The organism is [Borrelia] turdi (assembly GCF_008828755.2).
Lineage (GTDB): Bacteria > Spirochaetota > Spirochaetia > Borreliales > Borreliaceae > Borreliella > Borreliella turdi.
In genome coordinates, this window is sequence record NZ_QBLM01000001.1 from 477,802 (window position 1) to 502,296 (window position 24,495).

Genomic DNA, 24,495 nt, shown 5'->3' on the forward strand with positions numbered 1-24,495 from the left:
AATGCCTCCTTGTATATTTTATTACATTTTATCTTTGTAAACTTTTGTGGTTTTTTATTTTTAATTTTTATATATATATAATAGTAATAGTAGTAAGTCACTGTTTGATTGTTTAATTGTATTTAATACTATATAATATAAAGAAATAAATTGTTTAATTTAAGTTGGTTTTTGTTGTAGTTTTGATAAATTATTTGTTTCAATTGTTTAAAAGAATTTTTTATTTTTTAATTAAGTTTAATTTTTTTTTATTTTGTTCATAAGCTCTGTGATTAAATTGTTGATTTCTTTGTCATTATTTCTATCTCTATCTATTTTATTTATCGAATAAAGCACTGTTGAATGGGTTTTTCCTCCAATAATTTTTCCAATTTCAACTGTTGATAATTCTGTAAAATTTCTCAAAAGGTATGCATAAATATGCCTGGCTTTTGTTATCTCTGGTTTTTTACTATGCCCTTCAATGTCTTTATGTGCAATTTTAAGCTCTCTTAAAAGTATTTTTTTTATATTTTCGATATTGATTTTATTGTTTGATTTATTGATTGTTTCTTTTTCATAAATTATTATTTCTTTGATTATCTTTTCAACAATATCAATGTCAATTTCTATATTGTCTAAATCTATATATGCTTTTAGTTTTGTTACAGCAGCTTCAAGGTCTCTTATATTTGTTGTAACTTTTTGGGCAACCAGATTCAATATATTTTTAGGGACTTTTATACCATCCTCTTCTGCTTTTTTTTCAATAATAGCTACTCTGAGTTCAAAATTGGGCTTTGATATATCAACATTTAGTCCTCTTGTGAATCTGCTTTTTAGTCGATCTGTAAAATTTGTAAGTTCAGAAGGAGATCGGTCACATGTAAATACTAATTGTTTATTGTCTTCATAAAGAGCATTAAATGTATGAAAAAGCTCTTCTTGTATGCCTTCTTTTTTTTGTAAATCGTGGATATCATCTATAAGCAACATATCTAAGTATCTATATTTTTTTTTAAATTTTTTTGTTTCGTGTGTTTTTATGCTTTCTACAAACTCATTTAAAAAATTTTCAGCAGTAACGTATAATATCTTAAGGTTATGATGTAATTCTTCTGTTTTGTTTCCTATGCTTTGAAGCAAATGTGTTTTTCCAAGTCCAACTCCACCGTAAATTAAACATGGATTATATTTTTTCCCAGGATTTTTTGAGATTGCCAAGCTGGCATTGTATGCAAGTTTATTATTTGGCCCTATGATAAAATTTTCAAATGTATATCTTTTTTTAAGAAAGGGGTTTTTAAAATTTGTAGGCCCTTCTTCTTTTTTAATATACATTTTTATATGATCTTTTATATTTTTAATTGGCTCTTTAGAGGGTTTATTTTCTTCAAGTTCCCCAAAATTTAGAAAAGTGTCATTTAAAGCTGTTTGTTTGCCAAGATAGCTCTTAGGTGGTTGATTTGTAAATTCAATGACTACGGTATTGTAGCCATTTTTTGTGAGGATTTCTTTGATTTTTTTTGTAAATCTTTTTTCTATTTGATTTTTGTGAAATAAATTGGGAGTAGATATTTGGATGTTGTTACCCATTGATTCTAAAAAGTACAAATTTTCAAACCAAACATAAAATTCTTCTTCTGAGAGTTCTTTTTTTATTTCTGTTAAAATCAAGCTCCATATATTTTTTGATTTTTCCATTTTTTGTCCTTATTGGTTTTAGTACTATACTTTTAACATTATATAGTATAATGTTAAATTAGGATTCTATCTAAACCGTTTATGAATTTTTAAAAATTTTTGGGACTTTATATGTAATAGATATTATTTTTTTTTTAATGTAGAATTTATCTGTGTCTAGATTTTGATTAAATGTATGGAAGGTTTATGAATTATGTTGCTAGTAACATTCAGGTCTTAAAAGGACTTGAGGCTGTTAGGAAAAGACCTGGCATGTATATAGGCTCTGTTTCTGTTAATGGGTTGCACCATTTGGTTTATGAGGTGGTTGACAATAGCATTGATGAAGCTTTAGCTGGGTTTTGTAATAGAATAGATGTTATTATTAATTTAGATAATACCATAACTGTAATTGATAATGGGAGAGGAATTCCTACTGATATTCATGAAGAGGAAGGAATTAGTGCTCTTGAACTTGTTTTAACAAAATTACATTCTGGTGGGAAGTTTAATAAAGGTACTTATAAAGTTTCTGGAGGATTGCATGGTGTTGGAATTTCGGTTGTAAATGCCCTATCTTCGTTTTTAGAGGTTTATATTAATAGGGATGGAAAAATTTTTAGGCAAACTTTTTCAAAAGGCATTCCAACTTCTAAAGTAGAAGTTGTAGGAGAATCTTCTACAACCGGAACTAAGGTTACTTTTTTAGCAGATTCTGAAATTTTTGAAACTTTAGATTATAATTTCGATGTTCTTGAAAAAAGGCTTAAAGAACTTGCCTTTTTAAATGATAGAATATTCATTTCAATTGAAGATAAAAGATTTGGTAGAGAAAAATCTTCGAAATTTTATTTTGAAGGCGGGATAAAATCTTTTGTAGATTATTTAACTAATGACAGTAAAGCTTTTCAATCAGAACCTTATTATATTGATGGTTTTATTAATGATGTTATTGTTAATGTGGGACTTAAATGGACTGAAAGCTATTCTGATAATATTCTTTCTTTTGTTAATAATATTAATACAAGAGAAGGAGGGACCCATGTTATGGGCTTTAGAAGTGGCCTTACTAAGGCTATGAACGAAGCTTTTAAAAATTCAAAAATAAGTAAAAAAGATATTCCAAATCTTACAGGAGATGATTTTAAAGAGGGACTTACAGCTGTTATTTCTGTGAAAGTTCCAGAACCTCAATTTGAAGGGCAAACAAAGAGTAAGCTTGGTAATTCTGAGATAAAAAAAATAGTTGAGCTTATTGTATATGAACATTTATTGAAAATTATTAATTTAAATCCTTTAGAGATAGATACTATTCTTGGAAAAGCAATAAAAGCTGCTCGCGCTCGTGAAGCTGCAAGAAAAGCAAGAGAATCGGAAAGAAAAAAAAATGCATTTGAAAGTTTGGCATTGCCCGGGAAATTGGCTGATTGTACTTCTAAAAATCCCTTGGAGAGAGAAATCTATATTGTAGAAGGTGATTCTGCTGGAGGAAGTGCTAAAATGGGCAGAAATAGATTTTTTCAAGCCATTTTGCCATTATGGGGGAAAATGCTTAATGTTGAGAAAACAAGAGAAGATAAGGTAATTACCAATGATAAGCTTATTCCTATAATTGCATCTCTTGGTGCAGGAGTTGGAAAAACTTTTGACATTGCAAAACTTCGTTACCACAAAGTCATTATTATGGCAGATGCTGATGTTGATGGATCTCATATTAGAACGTTGCTTTTAGCTTTTTTCTTTAGATATATGAGGGATTTAATTGAAAATGGTTATATATATATAGCAATGCCCCCTCTTTATAAAATAAAGTATGAAAATCGTATTTATTATTTTTATGACGAGAAAGAAAAAGAAAAATTTTTAGATTCTATTGAAACTAAAAATCGCAATAGCATTTTCCTTCAAAGATATAAAGGGCTTGGGGAGATGAATCCAACCCAGCTTTGGGAAACGACTATGGATCCTGCTAGAAGAAAAATGAGATTGATAAATATAGATGATGCTGTTGCGGCTGAAAAAATTTTTGTTACTCTTATGGGAGATTTAGTTGAGCCTAGAAAAGAATTTATCGAACAGAATGCACTTAATGTAATTAATCTTGATGTGTAATTGGAGTGGTAATGGCAGTTGGAGAAAATAAAGAACAAATCTTAAATATTAAAATAGAGGATGAAATAAAAACTTCTTATTTGAATTATGCTATGTCAGTTATTGTTTCCAGGGCTCTTCCAGATGTAAGAGACGGTCTTAAACCAGTTCACAGGAGAATCCTTTATTCTATGTATGAGATGGGACTTCGTTCTGATAAAGCTTTTAAAAAATCTGGAAGAATAGTAGGGGATGTTCTTGGGAAATATCATCCTCATGGAGATCAATCAATTTATGATGCGCTTGTAAGGCTTGCTCAAGATTTTTCACTTAGATATCCTGTAATACGGGGACAGGGGAATTTTGGATCTATTGACGGAGATCCTCCTGCTGCTATGCGATATACTGAAGCTAAAATGGAAAGAATAGCAGAATATATTGTTAAGGATATAGACAAAGAGACTGTTAATTTTAAGTCTAATTATGACGATTCTTTAAGTGAGCCTGAGATTATGCCTTCATCATTTCCATTTCTTTTGGTAAATGGCTCTAGTGGGATTGCTGTTGGAATGGCTACTAACATGGCACCACATAATTTAAGAGAAATTTGTGATGCTATTGTTTATATGTTGGATAATGAGAATGCTTCTATATTTGATTTGATCAAGATAGTTAAAGGCCCTGATTTTCCAACTTTTGGAGAGATTGTTTATAATGATAATTTAATTAGAGCATATAAAACTGGCAAGGGAAGTGTTGTTATTAGGGCAAGGTATCATATTGAAGAAAGAACAGAAGATAGAAATGCTATAATTGTTACAGAAATACCTTATACAGTAAATAAATCTGTACTTCTTATGAAAGTTGCTTTTTTGGCAAAAGAAGAAAAGCTAGAAGGGCTTTTAGATATAAGAGATGAGTCTGATAGAGAAGGCATTAGAATAGTTCTTGAAGTTAAAAGAGGATTTGATCCTCATGTTATTATGAATTTGCTTTATGAATATACTGAATTTAAAAAGCATTTTAGTATAAATAATTTGGCTCTTGTTGATGGTATTCCTAAACAGTTGAATTTAGAAGAATTATTATTTGAATTTATTGAGCATAGAAAAAATATCATCAAAAGACGTATTGAATTTGACTTGAAAAAGGCAAAAGAGAAGGCACATGTTCTTGAAGGATTAAATATTGCTTTAAATAATATAGATGAGGTTATTAAGATTATTAAATCATCTAAATTAGCAAAAGATGCAAAGGAAAAACTCGTTGCGAATTTTAGCCTTTCAGAGATTCAAGCCAATTCAGTCCTTGATATGAAGTTGCAAAAACTTACAACTCTTGAGCTTTTTAAGCTTGAAGAGGAGCTTAATGTACTTTTAAGCTTAATAAAAGATTATGAAGATGTTCTCTTGAATCCAGCAAGGATTATTAATATTATAAGAGAAGAAACTATAAATTTAGGTTTAAAATTTGGCGATGAACGTCGAACTAAAATAATTTATGATGAGGAGGTTTTAAAAACTAGTATGTCGGATTTAATGCAAAAAGAAAATATTGTTGTTATGCTTACAAAGAAAGGTTTCCTTAAAAGACTTTCACAAAATGAGTATAAATTGCAAGGTGCTGGAGGAAAAGGTCTCAGTTCTTTTGATCTTAATGATGGAGATGAGATTGTTATTGCTTTGTGTGTTAATACTCATGATTATTTGTTTATGATTTCAAATGAAGGAAAGCTTTATTTAATAAATGCTTATGAAATAAAAGATTCTTCAAGAGCTTCAAAAGGGCAAAATATTAGTGAGCTTATTAATTTAGGAGATAAGGAAGAAATATTAACTATTAAAAATAGTAAGGATTTTACTAATGATTCCTACTTATTGCTTACAACTGCAAGTGGAAAAATAGCTAGATTCGAATCTACAGATTTTAAAACAGTAAAGTCACGTGGGGTTATTGTTATTAAGCTTAATGATAAAGATTTTGTTACAAGTGCAGAGATTGTTTTTAAGGATGAAAAAGTCATTTGTCTTTCTAAAAAGGGTAGTGCATTTATATTTAATTCAAGTGATGTGAGGCTTACTAATAGGGGTACCCAGGGTGTTTGTGGAATGAAATTAAAAGAAGGTGATTTGTTTGTTAAGGTTTTGGCAGTTAGAGAAAATCCTTATCTTTTGATTATTTCTGAAAATGGATATGGAAAAAGATTGAGTGTTTCTAAAATATCTGAGCTTAAAAGAGGAGCCACTGGCTATACTAGTTATAAAAAATCTGATAAAAAAGCGGGTAGTGTTGTTGATGCTATAGCAGTTTCAGAGGATGATGAAATCTTACTTGTAAGTAAACGTTCAAAAGCTTTAAGAACAGTAGCTGGAAAAGTATCTGAACAAGGTAAAGATGCTAGAGGAATTCAAGTATTATTTCTTGATAATGACAGCTTGATTTCTGTTTCAAAATTTATTAAATAAAGAATTGGTTTTTCTTATTTAAGAATGTTCTACGTGGAACATTCTTTTTTTTTTATTCTTAAATTGTAATTCAATATTATAACCTGGTAAAATTTTGTGTTGTAGGAGGGTTTAATAAATATGGATGGAGTTTTTAAAATGATAGATATTCAACTTTTAAATATTGATAATGATCAGCCAAGGAAATCTGTTAGTCTTGTTGAATTAGAAGAGTTAAGTATCTCCATAAAGGAAAATGGAATTTTGCAACCCATAATTGTTTATAAAGCAAATGAGAGATATAAAATAATAGTAGGAGAAAGAAGGTTTAGGGCCGCTAAACTTATTCAGATAACAAGTGTTCCTGTTATTGAGGTTAATATAAAAGAATCTTGTAGGGATTTTATGCCTTTAGTTGAAAATATTCAAAGAGAAAATTTTACGCCTGTTGAAGAGGCCTATGCCTATAAAAATGTAATGAATAAATATTCTTTAACTCAAAAGGATTTGTCTGAAAAAATTGGTAAAAGTAGGGCCTATATTTCAAATTTAGTTAGAATTTTAGATCTTGAACAAGAAATATTAAATGCAGTTCATAGGAAAGAAATTTCTTTTGGGCATGCTAAAGTTATTTTATCTTTAAAAGATAAGCAAGATAGGTATAATCTTTATTTAATAATACTGAAAAAAAAAATTTCTGTAAGAGACGCAGAAAAATATGTTAAAAATTTTTATAAATCTATAGCAAAAAAAAAGAAACTAGAACAAGATCCTTTTTTAAGCAGCATAAAAGAATTTTTATTTGATAAAATTCAAACAAAAATAGATATTAAAGGGAATCAAGATAAGGGAAAAATAGAAATAGAGTATTTTACATCGGGTGATTTAAAAAGAATTGTTTCTTTTTTTGGCCATATTAGTTAAATTGTTTGTATGATTTAAATTGTAAAATATTTTCTCTTAATTTCATGATAGTTTTGATTTTTTAGGCATTTTTTATAATGCGTAAATTTTTTAAGCTTGTTTTTGAATTCTTTAGTTGTTATAAAGAAATCTTAAGCTTAAATAAAGGTTAAAATTTATATTTTGTTATTTTTATTGAAATTTAAAATTTAAAAACAATCTTTTATTTTGTAAAATAAACAATAATAATATATGTTCTATTTATATTTATTTTTGCAGTTGTAAATTTAGATGGAACTATTTTTAATATATTTTATTTTTTTCTTTATTTCCGAAATGGAATGAAAAAATAATTTTAAGTTTTCTTGGTTTAATTTGTTAAATTCAATATTTTTAAATTCTTTTATATGCTTTAATATAAAATCCAATGTTTCTTTTATATCGTTTTCATATTTTTTATCTTTTTTAATTGATGATTTGTATATATTCTTTAATTGGAAATTTTTTTTATAAATAATTTTAAATTCTTTTAAAGAATTTATTTTACCATTTAAAACTTCGATTTTTAAAATAGGGGGGCAAGATTTTTTAGATATTTCATATGATAATGATAATGGTAATTTTTCTATAATGAGTTGCTTGTCGGAATTTTCGATAAGCAGCTTATATCTTGATATTAAAGCATAAACCTTGTCTTTTTTAAATCCCATACTTTTAAACCATTGATAAAAAAGTCCGTTATATTGATTATTTCCTTTTAATTTGTCTTGAGTATCTTTGAGTATCTTTCCAATTTTTGTATAAGTGTTATTAAAAATATTGAAAATTTCATATTGCTTTTTTTTTAAAAAATCAGAAATGTCTTTGTCTAGCTTATTGTAGTCAAAAGTTCTTTTTTCAATTGAAATAATTTCTTTCTTTTCGATATTTTCCAAATTATTTGAAGATGTTTCTAATTTTTTCCCCATTAAAAACATTAAAGTTTCTAAATTGTCAGGCATAGTTATTCCTCAATTTTGTTTATTATCTCTTTTGAAAGTTCTAAGAAATCTTTTGCAGCATTACTTTCTTTGTCATATTCATATACAGGCATTTTTGCTTCTTGGGATTTTGAAATGGTTATATTTTTTCTTATTTTTGTATTTAGAAGCTTTTCTTTAAAAACTTTTTTTAATGAGCTTACATATTTTTCTTTACTTTTATTTCTTATGTCGTATTTGTTTATAAAAACACCCGCAATATCTAAATTTTTATTTATTTGCTTTATGGTATTTATTGTGTCTATTAGTTGATTTATGCCTTCAAATGCAAAAAATTCTGTTTCAATTGGTATTAACAAGTAATTGCTTGCAATAAGAGCATTTATAGTTAATATTGAGAGTGTAGGAGGGCAATCGATAATAATGAAATCATATTTATCTTTTTCATACAGTGTTAATGCATTTTTTAAAAAATTTTCTCTTGAAAGTTCATTTATCAATTCTTTTTCGAGTAAGGCTAATTTAATGCTAGATGGAATTATATCTAATCTAAAATGATTTAAAGGCTTGACCTTTATTTTTTTATTAATAAGTTCATAGCTTGAGTTTTCGGGAATATATTCTGAGGTATTTGTTCCGCTAGTAGAGTTTCCTTGTGAATCAATATCTATTAGAAGAATTTTTTTATTAAGCAGAATCATTGAATAAGAAATGTTAATGGCGCTTGTAGTTTTTCCTACGCCTCCTTTTTGATTGATTACAGATATTATTTTCATATAAATTATTCTCTTTTTATTTGGTTTTGTTTTTATATTTTAAAACAAAAATGGTAAAAATAATAATACTTTAAAGTATTATTATTTAATATGTATATTATTCTTTATGAAGCTTGAAAATTTCCTGAATTAAACCATTTTTTATAAAAAATTCTGATATTTTTTGTTTATGTTTTGTTTTAAATTTAATTGAAGTGTTTATTTTGTTTAAAAAGTTTGAATCTATTATTTCTATTTCAAGTTTATTTTTCATTTTTAATAGTGAATTATATTGGTTATAATTTAAATTTAAACTTAGAATTTCTAATTCTTCTTTTTCTATTAGGGTAGTATTCTTAATAACTTCTTTGGCGGACTTGTAGTATGCTTTGATTAATCCTCCTCTACCAAGCAAAGTACCTCCAAAATATCTCAATGTGATTATTAAGGTATCAGTTAAATTATTATGTATTATGGCATCTAATGTGGGCTTTCCAGCCGTTAGATTAGGCTCCCTGTCATCACTCATTCCATTTAGAAATAAGTTCTTGTTCCCAATTCTAAATCCATAAACTATATGTGTAGCATTTTTAAATTTTATTTTATATTTTTTAATAGTTTTATTTATATCTTCTTTTTTTTTAATATTAAAAATATATGAAACAAAGATTGATTTTTTTATTTCAATTTTAGAATTACTATTGTTTTTTGGTATTAATATCATATGGCGTAAGTATACCATCTTTTTAGATATTGCAGTATTTATTGTTTATGTATATTATTAATATTGTTTGTTTTTATTATTGATTATTATAAAGTATGGTCAAAAAAAAGGGGTTTTAAATGATATCAGGATTGAATCCAACATTAAGGTTATTTAAAGATCATAAAATACTTTATTCTAACATGGAAAGGGGATTAAAGCCCCTTTTGGAAGTAGATAATTTTATTAATAAGTATATTCAGAATAAAGAAGGGCTTGAAATTTATGATAAAGTTGTAGGCAAAGCGGCGGCTATTATTATTTATAATATAGGGCTTCAAAATGTTCAGGCCGGGGTTGTTTCTCAGCCGGCAAAGGATTTTTTAGAAAGTAGAGGAATTAAAGTAGCTTATAAAAAATTGGTGGAAAAAATAAATGACAAGGCAGAAAGCTTGATTGAAAGTCTGGAAAATCCCGAAGAGGTTTATAAGTATATGATTAAAAGAGGGATTATAGTTAATAATATGTAAATTATTAAAATAATTAAGTTGTTTTTTAGCTAGCTATATGACTTTGAATATACGGTGATAATTAGGGCGATGTTGTATATCAATATTATTAAATTTCCCCAATTTAGATAAAAATTACTTTTATCATAGTTAAAGATCCAAATTCCAGCATAAACACCTAAAAATCCTCCTATAGAAGATGTAAACATAATTAAATTAGGTTCTATTGTATGTTGATTAATTTTGGTTTGATTCTCTTTGGCATCAGGTTGTTCAGTAAATTTGCTGTCAATAAAAATCATGGCAAAACCTGCAAGAGTAATACATAGAAAATAAATTGTAAATATTTTTCTAATTAATGCAAACATAAATTTTCCCTTTCTTTTAACTTCTTAATCATTAATACTTAATGATATAACTAAATGTAATACAAAAGCAAGTATTTTGATAGGCATATAAAATATAGCTTTTAGCTTACCTTGTATTTGGTTATTTAGTGAGTAGAGTATTTTAGATTTTTCTTCTTAAGAAAGATGCTTTTAATATATTTCCAATATATTAATTTTTAGGTTTTGGAGGAATTAAAAGGAGCTATGTTATACATTATTGGTACGCCAATAGGCAATTTAGAAGATATTACTTATAGGGCGATTGATGTTTTAAAATCGGTAAATGTTATCTTTGCAGAAGATACAAGAGTCACTAGCAGGCTTTTGTTGCGATATAAAATTAATAAAAAAATGATTTCTTGCAATTCTGTAACAGAAAATAAGAAGATAAGCTTACTATTGAACTATTTGGCAAAAGGAGATTCTGTTGCTTTTGTTAGTGATGCAGGTACTCCGGGACTTAGCGATCCTGGTAGTCTGTTGGTTGCTGCTGCTTTTAGAGAGGGATACAAAGTTTGTCCAATTCCTGGAGCAAGTTCTTTTAATACGATTGTAAGTGTTAATCCTTTTAGAGATAAATCAGTGCTTTTTGAAGGATTTTTACCTAACAAGGGACTTAAAAGATTTAAAAGAATTTCTGAGCTATATAAAAGAGGTGATGCATTTGTATTACTTGAATCTGGTCATAGGCTTTTAAAACTGCTTGTTGAAATTTCTTCTGTTAGTTTAGATGCGAAGATTCTTATTGGCCGAGAGATGACAAAAATTTATGAAGAATATCAAATTGGTAATCCTTTAGAATTAAAAAAATATTTTGAATCTAGCAAGGAGAAGATTAAAGGAGAATTTACTATTTTGGTCAGCAGAAGTCGTTTATAGTAAATTTTTTCTATTCAGATTTCAAACTTTATTTATTGTTTGTTTTACCCGATTGATTTATTGTGTTATACTTAAATTTTAATAGGGGTTTTTATGAAAATTTATTTAGCTTCTCCATTTTTTAACGAAGAGCAAATTAAACTGAGGGATGAGGTTTTGAAATTTCTTGAAGAGTTCAATTTAGATGTATTTTCTCCAGAACATCATGCTGTCAAAAAGATGGGATTGCTTGAAAAGGTTGATTATAAATTTGCAAATAGAGACATAAGAGAAAAAATAAGAGAAATAGATCTAAAAGAGCTGGTTAGCAGCGATATTATTTTAGCCTTGGTTAATTATGTTGATGCAGGTACTGCTTATGAGAGAGGATTTGCTTTTGCTAAGAAAATACCAAGTATAGATTTTTTTAAAGATAAACAAGATTCTGATTTTTATAATTTAATGTATAGTGATTGTAATGCATCTTTTTCTAATTACGAGGATCTTAGAGAAGGAATTTTGACATTTAAAGAGTTGTGGATTAAATTCAAAGGAGATAATGAAAATTTTAGAACTTTCTTTGATTATTTAAAAGCTAAATTAGGAAATAAGTTAAAAAAAATTCTTACAACTTTACCTGTTAATGAAAGATGTGGTTGTTAATGTTTTTATCACGGTTAATTGGTGAAATTTATTTTTTTATATTTTGTGTTAATAAAATTAATGCAAAGGTATTGACAATATGATTCTTCTTTTGTTAGAGTATTAAATGTTGAAATGATTATTGGAAGATGAGAGAAGGGAAGAGTTAAGTAAGGTTGAAAGCCAAGCAAAAGAATAAACAAAACTTGTTGATTTTTTAAAATAAAAAATAAAAATAACGAAGAGTTTGATCCTGGCTTAGAACTAACGCTGGCAGTGCGTCTTAAGCATGCAAGTCAAACGGAATGTAGCAATACATTTAGTGGCGAACGGGTGAGTAACGCGTGGATGATCTACCTATGAGATGGGGATAACTATTAGAAATAGTAGCTAATACCGAATAAGGTCAATTAATTTGTTAATTGATGAAAGGAAGCCTTTAAAGCTTCGCTTGTAGATGAGTCTGCGTCTTATTAGTTAGTTGGTGGGGTAAATGCCTACCAAGGCGATGATAAGTAACCGGCCTGAGAGGGTGAACGGTCACACTGGAACTGAGATACGGTCCAGACTCCTACGGGAGGCAGCAGCTAAGAATCTTCCGCAATGGGCGAAAGCCTGACGGAGCGACACTGCGTGAATGAAGAAGGTCGAAAGATTGTAAAATTCTTTTATAAATGAGGAATAAGCTTTGTAGGAAATGACAAAGTGATGACGTTAATTTATGAATAAGCCCCGGCTAATTACGTGCCAGCAGCCGCGGTAATACGTAAGGGGCGAGCGTTGTTCGGGATTATTGGGCGTAAAGGGTGAGTAGGCGGATATGTAAGTCTATGCATAAAATACCACAGCTCAACTGTGGAGCTATGTTGGAAACTATATATCTAGAGTCTGATAGAGGAAGTTAGAATTCCTGGTGTAAGGGTGGAATCTGTTGATATCAGGAAGAATACCGGAGGCGAAGGCGAACTTCTGGGTCAAGACTGACGCTGAGTCACGAAAGCGTAGGGAGCAAACAGGATTAGATACCCTGGTAGTCTACGCTGTAAACGATGCACACTTGGTGTTAACTAAAAGTTAGTACCGAAGCTAACGTGTTAAGTGTGCCGCCTGGGGAGTATGCTCGCAAGAGTGAAACTCAAAGGAATTGACGGGGGCCCGCACAAGCGGTGGAGCATGTGGTTTAATTCGATGATACGCGAGGAACCTTACCAGGGCTTGACATATATAGGATATAGTTAGAGATAATTATTCCCCGTTTGGGGCCTATATACAGGTGCTGCATGGTTGTCGTCAGCTCGTGCTGTGAGGTGTTGGGTTAAGTCCCGCAACGAGCGCAACCCTTGTTATCTGTTACCAGCATGTAATGGTGGGGACTCAGATAAGACTGCCGGTGATAAGTCGGAGGAAGGTGAGGATGACGTCAAATCATCATGGCCCTTATGTCCTGGGCTACACACGTGCTACAATGGCCTGTACAAAGCGAAGCGAAACAGTGATGTGAAGCAAAACGCATAAAGCAGGTCTCAGTCCGGATTGAAGTCTGAAACTCGACTTCATGAAGTTGGAATCGCTAGTAATCGTATATCAGAATGATACGGTGAATACGTTCTCGGGCCTTGTACACACCGCCCGTCACACCACCCGAGTTGAGGATACCCGAAGCTATTATTCTAACCCGTAAGGGAGGAAGGTATTTAAGGTATGTTTAGTGAGGGGGGTGAAGTCGTAACAAGGTAGCCGTACTGGAAAGTGCGGCTGGATCACCTCCTTTCTAAGAGAAAGATAGATTAAGGCTAATTCCATTAACTCTTCCCTACTCTTTTCTTTTTATAAAAGAGTTTTTGAAACTAGGATTATTTTCATAAGTTTAAGATAAATTTTTGTATTTAGTTTTTTATTAATAATATTAAAGGATTTTATTAAACTTAAGCTTAAATTTAGATTGATTGGGGGTTTAGCTCAGTTGGCTAGAGCATCGGCTTTGCAAGCCGAGGGTCAAGGGTTCGAGTCCCTTAACCTCCATTAGGTATCTTGTTTAGATTAAGGTTAAGTGGGTTGTGAGATAAGTTTTTAAAGGTTAAAATAATTGTTAGAAGAAGATAAGATAGAATAAAAGAGTTAAGTAGAATTATAAGTCAAACAAAAGAGCAATCAAGGACTGTTTATTTCTTAAATAAAAATAATGACTAGTTTAGTTCTAAGTCAGCGTTAACGTTGTTAGTTTGTTAAAGCATATAAGGCAGCAGGATTTAGTAGTGAATAGGCTAGTAACCAATTGGCGATATATTTATGAAATGGGAATAGCCACTAAAAATAGTAGCTGATATTAAGTAAGGTTAATTAGCCGGATTTATTAATCTATGAAAGGAAGCCTTTAAAGCTTTGTCTGTAAATGAGTTTATAGCTATTAGTTGTTTAGCTAAGCAATAGCTTGCTAAAGTTATGATGGAATTGATACACGATTCGGACAGATTTCTATAGGAGGCAGCAGCTAAGAATTTTCCAAAATGGGCGAAATTTTGATAGAGTGGTGCTGTGTAAATGGAGAGGGTCTACTCGTAAAGTTTTTTTATAAATAAGGAATAAGCTTTGTAGGAAATAATAAGGCGATGATGTTAATTTATGAATAAGCTCTAGCTAATTACGTGCCAGCAGCCGCGGCAATATTTGGGGCAAGCCTTGTTTGGGATTATTGGGTGTAAAGGATAAGTGGTCAGATATATAAGTCGAAGCATAAAATGCTAAAGCCCAACTGCTTTGCTATGTTGAAAATTATATGTCTAGAACTTGATAGAGAAAGTTATAATTTTTGTGTAGGGGAAATCTGTTGATATCAGGAAGAATGTCAGAGGATAAAGGGTAGGAAGCAAATAGGATTAAATTTTCCCTGTAGTTTGCGATGTAGGCGATGCACACTTTTTGCTAATTAAAAGTTAGTGCCAAGTCTAACGTGTTAAGTGTGCCGCTTGGGTAGTATACTTGCAAGAGTATAACCTAAAAGGAATTGACCGGGGGAGCTGACTTCTCTACAATTGGTAGAGCATGTGGTTTAATTCGATGATGTGTCAGGAATCTTGCCACAGCTAGATATATATATAGGATATGTTAGAGATAATTATTTCCTGTTTTTGGTCTACATACAATCGCTGCATGGTTGTTGCCTGTTTATACTTAGAGGTTTTCTAGTTTAAGTCTCACAACGGGGGCTCTATCCTTGTTTTATTTGTTGCCAGTATGTAATGGCTGGACCTTATATAAGGTTGCTTGTGATAAGTCAAAGTAATATTGGAATGACTTCAAATTAACACGCCTTTTATGTTCTGGGTTGGACTAAATACATGTTACAATGGTTTGTATAAATCGAAGCAAAACAGTGATGTGAAGCAAAATACATAAAGCAGGTCTTAGCTTGGATTAAAGTTTAGGCCCAACTTTATGAAGTTGGGATTGTTAGTAATCGCATATCAGAATGATACGGGGATATATTCTTGGGCTTTGTACGTTTTTGCCACACTATATAAGTTTATGGTATGCTTAAGGATATTATTCTAATCCGTAAGGAAAGAGGAAATTATTTAAGGTGTGTTTATTGAGGGGGGGGGTGAAGGTTGTAACAAGGTGGAGCCGTATTGGAAAGTGCTATTAGAGCGCTTCCTTTTTAAGAGAAAAATAAATTAAAGTCAATAATATTAACTTTAATTTATTTTTTTATTTTGATTAAAAAGTTTTTGGAATCAAACTAAAAATATAGTTTAAGCTTTAGAAAAAATAAATATTTAGTAAGTGTTTGGGATTATACAACTTTAAATTAAAATTATATTAGAAATATGTCTCAATTTAAAGTTGCCCAAATGTTTTATTGTTCTTATTAATTATAGATTAAGGTAACATTGCAACATTTATAATAATGGAACACATTGGGACCAGGATGAGTTGAACATCCGACCTCAGGTTTATCAGACCTGCGCTCTAACCACCTGAGCTATGATCCCTTAAGTACATTAATTCTTTACAAATTTTATTTTAATCTTTTAACTTTGTCAATATCTCTTATGTCTTTTTAAGATGTAAGAGATATTGTATATAGTTTGTAATTTTTTATATATTTATCAATATTTGCTATTTTACATAGGTGTTTTATAAGATTTTGCAATTTTATTTTTGATTATTTAAAAGATTATTGCAAATTAATATCAGGTTTTTATATTGAAATTGCAGTATTTTATTGCTTTGTTATTGTGAGCAAATTATAAAATTTTTTATAAAATATATTTTATTTTTGCTGCTTGGATATTTTAGATTAATATTTTTATATAAGCCTATTTAAGCCTGATAAGTTTGACTTTTTAATCTGAGTTTTCAAAAAATGCAAAACATTTTATTAATAGGTATTTGTAATTGGGAAAATCTATAAAAACATACTTCAAGAATTAATTTTTATTAATAGATGGTATTAGACCTTTTTGCTAATTTTATATTACCAATTGATCTTTTTAAGAATTTATTATTGAAAGTTTTTCATATAAGTAGGTCTAAAAAATATGATTTTATGCAATTTCCAATTTTTTTCTTTTTAATCAAGAGAATTTATTAACTAGCTAAGAATTTGATTAAAATATTTATTTATCGGGTGATTAAGTCATTTTGTTTTTATTATTATTATCTTGTTTTAAAATGGAATTTATGGATCGATATTTTTTTTTACAAGATGCTGCTACTGTTGCAAAGTTATTGCTTGGCAATTTATTGATTAGAAAGATCAATAAAAAGGAAATAGTTGTCAGAATTGTTGAAACGGAAGCTTATATGGGAGTAATAGATAGCGCTTGCCATTCTTATGGCGGTAAGAGAACAAATCGCACAAATGCTATGTATAGCATGGGAGGCTATTCTTATGTATATATAATATATGGCATGCACCATATGTTTAACATTGTGACTGCAGATAAAAATAATCCCCAAGCCGTTTTAATTAGGAGTGTAGAACCTATTTCTCCATTATTAGAGGATAAAAGCATCCTTACTAATGGTCCTGGCAAACTTACAAAATTTTTAAACATTGATTTAACCTTTAATGAAGTTGATCTTATTGGAAATGGTGATCTTTTTTTACAAAGAGGTTTGAATCTAGATTTTAATATAGTTTGTTCAAAAAGAATAAATATTAATTATGCGCAAGAGGTTGATATAAACAAGCTTTGGAGATTTTATATTAAAGATAATAAATTTGTTTCAAGGTATTAATTTTCATTTAAATAATGTTTTTAAAAAATTTCAAAAAAAATATTATTATAAAACTCGATTATTTTATGATTTAAGATCAATTTATTGAGAATAAATTATTTATGATATTATATCATACAAGAGAGATTTATATATGAATTCTAATTATAAAAAATATAAAATGCTAGTTTTTGATCTTGATGGCACTTTATTGAATAATAGTCATGAGATTAGTTTTCTGACTCTTGAGGTTCTTTTCACCTTGGGAAAAGATTTTAAAATAGTTATTGCAACTGGTAGAAGGTTGATTGAGCTTAGGAATATCAGGAATCAATTAAAAGAAAGCAATATTAGCGAAAATTATCTTGTAACGGCTAATGGAGCTGAAGTGTTTTTGAAAGAAAATTTAATTTTTAGATATGCAATGAGTTATGACTTAGTAAAAGAAATTCTCAAGATACAAAAAGACAATGTTGATGTTAATCTTTATGCTTTTGACACTTGGTATTCTGATTCAGATGTTAGAAGCCCTATTATGAAACATTTTATTAAGGATTTGGGCTTAAATGTTGTGATTAGAGATTTGACTAAATTAGATGTTGATTCTATTTCTAAAATTGTTTATTATTGTGACGATTTAGCAACTCTTAATAAACTTGATAATGAAATTAGGAGCAAGGATTTTCAAGACATAAGGGTGTTTTTTTCTTTTAAGGATTTATTAGAAATTACCAATATTAATGCTAATAAATATAATGCTATTAAAAATATTGCTTTTCTTGAAAACATTCCATTGTGTGATGTTTTAGCCTTTGGAGACAATAACAATGATTATGAGATGCTTAAAAATCTTGGCAAGGGGATTTTAATGAAAAATGCCAATGAATTTCTTAAAATTAATTTAGCAAATAATGAAATAACAAAATTTAGTAATAATGAGGATGGTGTTGCTAGATTTTTAATTGATTTTTTTGAGCTTGATATTAAATATAAATAATTTATATCTGAATGTTTAATGTATTTGATTTTTATCAAAATTCTCTATTTAAAATAGAAATTTATTTATTAAAATTTTAGTAAAGTATTGACATAGATTAAACAAAAATATATATTATTCTATGTTACATAAACAAATTGGCAAAGTAGAGATGGAAGATAAAAATATGGTCAAAGTAATAAGAGTCTATGGTGGATGCCTAGGAGCTTTAAGGCGAAGAAGGTCGTGGTAAGCTGCGAAAAGCTTGGGGGAGAAGCAAACATTTATTGATCCCAAGATTACCGAATGGAGTAATCCAGCTAGCAAGATGCTAGTTATCTATTATTTAAATAATAGAGGCGATACCAGGGGAAGTGAACCATCTAAGTACCCTGAGGAAAAGAAATCAAAGAGATTCCCTTAGTAGTGGCGAGCGAAAAGGGAGTAGCCCAAACTTTAAATGTGTCAAGCTGCAGAGCGTTGCATTTATGGGGTTGTAGGACGTTTAAGCTTAGTCTGTGATAAGCAAAAAAGTTACAAAATATTTATATAGAAGAATAATCTGGAAAGTTTAACCAAAGAAGGTGATAGTCCTGTAATTTAAATGTAAATATCTTTTTAAAATGTTCCTGAGTAGGACGAGGCACGAGAAACCTTGTTTGAAGCTGGGGAGACCACTCTCCAAGGCTAAATACTAAAAAGCTACCGATAGAGAAGAGTACCGTGAGGGAAAGGTGAAAAGAACCCCGGGAGGGGAGTGAAATAGAACTGAAACCGTAGACTTACAAGCAGTCAAAGCCGCGATTTATTGCGGTGATGGCGTGCCTTTTGCATAATGAACCTGCGAGTTATCATGTCTAGCAAGATTAAAGCATAGAAGTGCTGGAGTCGAAGCGAAAGCGAGGCTTAAAAGGGCGATTTAGTTAGATGTGGTAGACCCGAAGCCGAGTGATCTATTTATGGCCAGGCTGAAGCTTGGGTAAAACCAAGTGGAGGGCCGAACTCTAGTCTGTTTAAAAAGGCAGGGATGAGCTGTGAATAGGAGTGAAAGGCTAAACAAACTCGGAGATAGCTGGTTCTCCCCGAAATGGATTTAAGTTCAGCCTTATTTTAGTTTAATAGAGGTAGAGCACTAATTGAGCTAGGGCCTGTCAAAGGGTACCAAACTCAGTTAAACTCCGAATGCTATTAAATGATGAATAGGAGTGAGGCTATGGGCGATAAGGTTCATAGCCGAGAGGGAAACAACCCAGACCAACAGCTAAGGTCTCAAAAATGTGTTAAGTGGAAAAGGAGGTTTAGGTACGTAAACAGCCAGGAGGTTGGCTTAGAAGCAGCCATACCTTTAAAGAGTGCGTAATAGCTCACTGGTCGAGTACTTAAGCGCCGATAATGTAACGGGGCTAAACACATTACCGAAGCTTTGGATCTTAACGTAAGTTAAGATGGTAGGGGAGCGTTCTGTAAGCCGGTGAAGTTAAACTGTAAAGTTTGATTGAGGTATCAGAAGTGAGAATGCAGGTATGAGTAACGAAAAAATGGGTGAGATCCCCATTCGCCGAAAACCTAAGGTTTCCTGGGTAAAGGTCGTCTTCCCAGGGTTAGTCGGCCCCTAAGGCAAAACTGAAAAGTGTAGTCGATGGGAAACGGGTTAATATTCCCGTACCTCTTATAGTTTCGATGGAGTGACGCATGAGGTTAACTACTGCTAGGCGATGGTTGTCCTAGTTTAAGCATTAAGGTGATGATCTTAATAGGAAAATCCGTTAAGAGAGCTAAGATGTGATGATGAGTGTTATTTAGGTAGCATGAAATGTAGGTAGTCAAGGTGCCAAGAAACAGCTTCTAAGGTTAGGCTATAAGGGACCGTACCGCAAACCGACACAGGTAGGTGGGATGAAAATTCTAAGGCGCGCGAGAGAATCCACGTTAAGGAACTCTGCAAAATACATACGTAACTTCGGGATAAGTATGACCTAAGCAATTAGGTAGCATAAAAATGGTCCAAACGACTGTTTACCAAAAACACAGGTCTCTGCAAATCTGTAAAGAGAAGTATAGGGACTGACACCTGCCCGGTGCTGGAAGGTTAAGAGGAGATGTTAGTTTGTTCGAAGCATTGAATTTAAGCCCCAGTAAACGGCGGCCGTAACTATAACGGTCCTAAGGTAGCGAAATTCCTTGTCGGGTAAGTTCCGACCCGCACGAATGGTGTAACGATTTGGACGCTGTCTCAACGTGGAGCTCGGTGAAATTGAAGTATCGGTGAAGATGCCGATTACTTGTGGTTAGACGGAAAGACCCCGTGAACCTTTACTATAGCTTGGTATTGAGATTTGATTAAATATGTGTAGGATAGGTGGGAGACTTTGAAGCTATCTCGTTAGGGGTAGTGGAGTCAATCTTGAAATACCACCCTTGTTTAATTAGGTTTCTAACTTATAAAAATATGAGGAGAGTGCCAGGTGGGTAGTTTGACTGGGGCGGTCGCCTCCTAAAAAGTAACGGAGGTGCGCAAAGGTTACCTTAGAGTGGTTGGAAATCACTTTGTAAGTGTAAAGGCATAAGGTAGCTTAACTGTAAGACTGACAAGTCGAACAGATACGAAAGTAGGTCTTAGTGATCTGGCGGTAGCGAGTGGAAGCGCCGTCACTTAACGAATAAAAGGTACTCCGGGGATAACAGGCTTATCCTTCCCAAGAGTTCACATCGACGGAAGGGTTTGGCACCTCGATGTCGGCTCATCGCATCCTAGGGCTGAAGCAGGTCCTAAGGGTATGGCTGTTCGCCATTTAAAGCGGTACGCGAGCTGGGTTCAGAACGTCGTGAGACAGTTTGGTCCCTATCTGCCACAAGCGTTGGATATTTGAGAGGAGCTATCTTTAGTACGAGAGGACCGAGATGGACGAACCTCTAGTGTACCAGTTATCCTGCCAAGGGTAAGTGCTGGGTAGCTACGTTCGGAAAGGATAACCGCTGAAAGCATCTAAGTGGGAAGCCTTCCTCAAGATGAGATATCCTTTAAGGGTCCTGGAAGAATACCAGGTTGATAGGTTAGAAGTGTAAGTATAGTAATATATTAAGCTGACTAATACTAATTACCCGTATCTTTGGCCATATTTTTGTCTTCCTTATAAAAACCCTGGTGGTTAAAGAAAAGAGGAAACACCTGTTATCATTCCGAACACAGAAGTTAAGCTCTTATTCGCTGATGGTACTGCGAGTTCGCGGGAGAGTAAGTTATTGCCAGGGTTTTTATTTTATACTTTAAGCTCTTAATTTATTTTTTATGTTTTTTAAATATTCATTTTTTTGAATATTTAAAAAACATAAAAAATAAATTAGATATTGACATAGATTAAACAAAAATATATATTATTCTATGTTGCATAAACAAATTGGCAAAGTAGAGATGGAAGATAAAAATATGGTCAAAGTAATAAGAGTCTATGGTGGATGCCTAGGAGCTTTAAGGCGAAGAAGGTCGTGGTAAGCTGCGAAAAGCTTGGGGGAGAAGCAAACATTTATTGATCCCAAGATTACCGAATGGAGTAATCCAACTAGCAAGATGCTAGTTATCTATTATTTAAATAATAGAGGCGATACCAGGGGAAGTGAACCATCTAAGTACCCTGAGGAAAAGAAATCAAAGAGATTCCCTTAGTAGTGGCGAGCGAAAAGGGAGTAGCCCAAACTTTAAATGTGTCAAGCTGCAGAGCGTTGCATTTATGGGGTTGTAGGACGTTTAAGCTTAGTCTGTGATAAGCAAAAAAGTTACAAAATATTTATATAGAAGAATAATCTGGAAAGTTTAACCAAAGAAGGTGATAGTCCTGTAATTTAAATGTAAATATCTTTTTAAAATGTTCCTGAGTAGGACGAGGCACGAGAAACCTTGTTTGAAGCTGGGGAGACCACTCTCCAAGGCTAAATACTAAAAAGCTACCGATAGAGAAGAGTACCGTGAGGGAAAGGTGAAAAGAACCCCGGGAGGGGAGTGAAATAGAACTGAAACCGTAGACTTACAAGCAGTCAAAGCCGCGATTTATTGCGGTGATGGCGTGCCTTTTGCATAATGAACCTGCGAGTTATCATGTCTAGCAAGATTAAAGCATAGAAGTGCTGGAGTCGAAGCGAAAGCGAGTCTTAAAAGGGCGATTTAGTTAGATGTGGTAGACCCGAAGCCGAGTGATCTATTTATGGCCAGGCTGAAGCTTGGGTAAAACCAAGTGGAGGGCCGAACTCTAGTCTGTTTAAAAAGGCAGGGATGAGCTGTGAATAGGAGTGAAAGGCTAAACAAACTCGGAGATAGCTGGTTCTCCCCGAAATGGATTTAAGTTCAGCCTTATTTTAGTTTAATAGAGGTAGAGCACTAATTGAGCTAGGGCCTGTCAAAGGGTACCAAACTCAGTTAAACTCCGAATGCTATTAAATGATGAATAGGAGTGAGGCTATGGGCGATAAGGTTCATAGCCGAGAGGGAAACAACCCAGACCAACAGCTAAGGTCTCAAAAATGTGTTAAGTGGAAAAGGAGGTTTAGGTACGTAAACAGCCAGGAGGTTGGCTTAGAAGCAGCCATACCTTTAAAGAGTGCGTAATAGCTCACTGGTCGAGTACTTAAGCGCCGATAATGTAACGGGGCTAAACACATTACCGAAGCTTTGGATCTTAACGTAAGTTAAGATGGTAGGGGAGCGTTCTGTAAGCCGGTGAAGTTAAACTGTAAAGTTTGATTGAGGTATCAGAAGTGAGAATGCAGGTATGAGTAACGAAAAAATGGGTGAGATCCCCATTCGCCGAAAACCTAAGGTTTCCTGGGTAAAGGTCGTCTTCCCAGGGTTAGTCGGCCCCTAAGGCAAAACTGAAAAGTGTAGTCGATGGGAAACGGGTTAATATTCCCGTACCTCTTATAGTTTCGATGGAGTGACGCATGAGGTTAACTACTGCTAGGCGATGGTTGTCCTAGTTTAAGCATTAAGGTGATGATCTTAATAGGAAAATCCGTTAAGAGAGCTAAGATGTGATGATGAGTGTTATTTAGGTAGCATGAAATGTAGGTAGTCAAGGTGCCAAGAAACAGCTTCTAAGGTTAGGCTATAAGGGACCGTACCGCAAACCGACACAGGTAGGTGGGATGAAAATTCTAAGGCGCGCGAGAGAATCCACGTTAAGGAACTCTGCAAAATACATACGTAACTTCGGGATAAGTATGACCTAAGCAATTAGGTAGCATAAAAATGGTCCAAACGACTGTTTACCAAAAACACAGGTCTCTGCAAATCTGTAAAGAGAAGTATAGGGACTGACACCTGCCCGGTGCTGGAAGGTTAAGAGGAGATGTTAGTTTGTTCGAAGCATTGAATTTAAGCCCCAGTAAACGGCGGCCGTAACTATAACGGTCCTAAGGTAGCGAAATTCCTTGTCGGGTAAGTTCCGACCCGCACGAATGGTGTAACGATTTGGACGCTGTCTCAACGTGGAGCTCGGTGAAATTGAAGTATCGGTGAAGATGCCGATTACTTGTGGTTAGACGGAAAGACCCCGTGAACCTTTACTATAGCTTGGTATTGAGATTTGATTAAATATGTGTAGGATAGGTGGGAGACTTTGAAGCTATCTCGTTAGGGGTAGTGGAGTCAATCTTGAAATACCACCCTTGTTTAATTAGGTTTCTAACTTATAAAAATATGAGGAGAGTGCCAGGTGGGTAGTTTGACTGGGGCGGTCGCCTCCTAAAAAGTAACGGAGGTGCGCAAAGGGTACCTTAGAGTGGTTGGAAATCACTTTGTAAGTGTAAAGGCATAAGGTAGCTTAACTGTAAGACTGACAAGTCGAACAGATACGAAAGTAGGTCTTAGTGATCTGGCGGTAGCGAGTGGAAGCGCCGTCACTTAACGAATAAAAGGTACTCCGGGGATAACAGGCTTATCCTTCCCAAGAGTTCACATCGACGGAAGGGTTTGGCACCTCGATGTCGGCTCATCGCATCCTAGGGCTGAAGCAGGTCCTAAGGGTATGGCTGTTCGCCATTTAAAGCGGTACGCGAGCTGGGTTCAGAACGTCGTGAGACAGTTTGGTCCCTATCTGCCACAAGCGTTGGATATTTGAGAGGAGCTATCTTTAGTACGAGAGGACCGAGATGGACGAACCTCTAGTGTACCAGTTATCCTGCCAAGGGTAAGTGCTGGGTAGCTACGTTCGGAAAGGATAACCGCTGAAAGCATCTAAGTGGGAAGCCTTCCTCAAGATGAGATATCCTTTAAGGGTCCTGGAAGAATACCAGGTTGATAGGTTAGAAGTGTAAGTATAGTAATATATTAAGCTGACTAATACTAATTACCCGTATCTTTGGCCATAT

At 32.6% G+C, this 24,495-nt stretch carries 13 protein-coding genes, 2 tRNA genes and 5 rRNA genes; 14 read left to right on the forward strand and 6 right to left on the reverse strand.

Features of this window, described 5'->3' with window-relative positions:
* Positions 1–237 precede the first annotated feature (237 nt).
* On the reverse strand, positions 238–1,683 hold the full coding sequence (gene dnaA, locus DB318_RS02245; protein WP_151074211.1) for a chromosomal replication initiator protein DnaA: 1,446 nt from the start codon (positions 1,681–1,683) through the stop codon (positions 238–240).
* 186 nt (positions 1,684–1,869) lie between these two features.
* On the opposite strand from dnaA, the gene gyrB reads away from it, so the two are divergent.
* The 3 genes from gyrB to DB318_RS02260 all read left to right on the forward strand — a co-directional run bounded on the left by gyrB (position 1,870) and on the right by DB318_RS02260 (position 7,121).
* Complete coding sequence (gene gyrB, locus DB318_RS02250; protein WP_151074213.1) at positions 1,870–3,774, forward strand: DNA topoisomerase (ATP-hydrolyzing) subunit B; 1,905 nt, start codon at positions 1,870–1,872, stop codon at positions 3,772–3,774.
* An 11-nt stretch (positions 3,775–3,785) separates the two neighbouring features.
* Positions 3,786–6,218, forward strand: a complete 2,433-nt coding sequence (gyrA, locus tag DB318_RS02255) for a DNA topoisomerase (ATP-hydrolyzing) subunit A (protein WP_151073522.1) — start codon at positions 3,786–3,788, stop codon at positions 6,216–6,218.
* Between the two features lie 120 nt (positions 6,219–6,338).
* Entirely contained in the window at positions 6,339–7,121 is a 783-nt protein-coding gene (locus DB318_RS02260; protein ID WP_151074215.1) for a ParB/RepB/Spo0J family partition protein, read from the forward strand.
* Positions 7,122–7,387: 266 nt separating this feature from the next.
* On the opposite strand, the gene DB318_RS02265 is transcribed toward DB318_RS02260, so the two are convergent.
* The 3 genes from DB318_RS02265 to DB318_RS02275 form a co-directional block, all read right to left on the reverse strand.
* A complete protein-coding gene (locus DB318_RS02265) occupies positions 7,388–8,101 on the reverse strand; it encodes a hypothetical protein (RefSeq protein WP_151074217.1) in 714 nt (237 codons plus the stop codon).
* A gap of 2 nt (positions 8,102–8,103) precedes the next feature.
* Positions 8,104–8,856 (reverse strand): ParA family protein, encoded by a 753-nt coding sequence (locus tag DB318_RS02270; RefSeq protein ID WP_151074218.1) that lies wholly within the window; start codon positions 8,854–8,856, stop codon positions 8,104–8,106.
* Between the two features lie 97 nt (positions 8,857–8,953).
* Complete coding sequence (locus DB318_RS02275) at positions 8,954–9,559, reverse strand: YigZ family protein (RefSeq protein WP_151074219.1); 606 nt, start codon at positions 9,557–9,559, stop codon at positions 8,954–8,956.
* A gap of 119 nt (positions 9,560–9,678) precedes the next feature.
* On the opposite strand from DB318_RS02275, the gene DB318_RS02280 reads away from it, so the two are divergent.
* The gene (locus DB318_RS02280) at positions 9,679–10,068 is read left to right on the forward strand and encodes a DUF1893 domain-containing protein (RefSeq protein WP_151060084.1); all 390 of its coding nucleotides are present in this window, start codon (positions 9,679–9,681) and stop codon (positions 10,066–10,068) included.
* Positions 10,069–10,097: 29 nt separating this feature from the next.
* Here the strand turns inward: DB318_RS02280 and DB318_RS02285 are convergent, their stop codons facing one another.
* Positions 10,098–10,415: a hypothetical protein gene (locus DB318_RS02285; RefSeq protein ID WP_151074221.1), complete on the reverse strand. Its 318-nt coding sequence runs from the start codon at positions 10,413–10,415 to the stop codon at positions 10,098–10,100.
* Between the two features lie 225 nt (positions 10,416–10,640).
* On the opposite strand from DB318_RS02285, the gene rsmI reads away from it, so the two are divergent.
* The 5 genes from rsmI (at position 10,641) to DB318_RS02310 (ending at position 15,594) form a co-directional block, all read left to right on the forward strand.
* The gene (rsmI, locus tag DB318_RS02290) at positions 10,641–11,315 is read left to right on the forward strand and encodes a 16S rRNA (cytidine(1402)-2'-O)-methyltransferase (protein ID WP_172964367.1); all 675 of its coding nucleotides are present in this window, start codon (positions 10,641–10,643) and stop codon (positions 11,313–11,315) included.
* A gap of 93 nt (positions 11,316–11,408) precedes the next feature.
* On the forward strand, positions 11,409–11,957 hold the full coding sequence (locus DB318_RS02295) for a nucleoside 2-deoxyribosyltransferase (RefSeq protein ID WP_151060081.1): 549 nt from the start codon (positions 11,409–11,411) through the stop codon (positions 11,955–11,957).
* A gap of 214 nt (positions 11,958–12,171) precedes the next feature.
* Positions 12,172–13,707 (forward strand): 16S ribosomal RNA (locus DB318_RS02300).
* Between the two features lie 177 nt (positions 13,708–13,884).
* Positions 13,885–13,958: transfer RNA gene (locus tag DB318_RS02305), tRNA-Ala, on the forward strand.
* Positions 13,959–14,115: 157 nt separating this feature from the next.
* Positions 14,116–15,594, forward strand: a 16S ribosomal RNA gene (locus DB318_RS02310).
* Between the two features lie 260 nt (positions 15,595–15,854).
* On the opposite strand, the gene DB318_RS02315 is transcribed toward DB318_RS02310, so the two are convergent.
* Positions 15,855–15,928, reverse strand: a tRNA-Ile gene (locus tag DB318_RS02315).
* Between the two features lie 691 nt (positions 15,929–16,619).
* Between DB318_RS02315 and DB318_RS02320 the strand changes: the two genes are divergently transcribed.
* The 5 genes from DB318_RS02320 (at position 16,620) to DB318_RS02340 (ending at position 24,493) form a co-directional block, all read left to right on the forward strand.
* Positions 16,620–17,180 (forward strand): DNA-3-methyladenine glycosylase, encoded by a 561-nt coding sequence (locus DB318_RS02320; protein WP_151060080.1) that lies wholly within the window; start codon positions 16,620–16,622, stop codon positions 17,178–17,180.
* 133 nt (positions 17,181–17,313) lie between these two features.
* Positions 17,314–18,156 (forward strand): Cof-type HAD-IIB family hydrolase, encoded by an 843-nt coding sequence (locus DB318_RS02325; protein WP_151060079.1) that lies wholly within the window; start codon positions 17,314–17,316, stop codon positions 18,154–18,156.
* Between the two features lie 168 nt (positions 18,157–18,324).
* Positions 18,325–21,253 (forward strand): 23S ribosomal RNA (locus DB318_RS02330).
* Positions 21,254–21,276: 23 nt separating this feature from the next.
* Positions 21,277–21,387 (forward strand): 5S ribosomal RNA (gene rrf / locus DB318_RS02335).
* 177 nt (positions 21,388–21,564) lie between these two features.
* Positions 21,565–24,493 (forward strand): 23S ribosomal RNA (locus DB318_RS02340).
* The last annotated feature ends 2 nt before the right edge of the window (positions 24,494–24,495 follow it).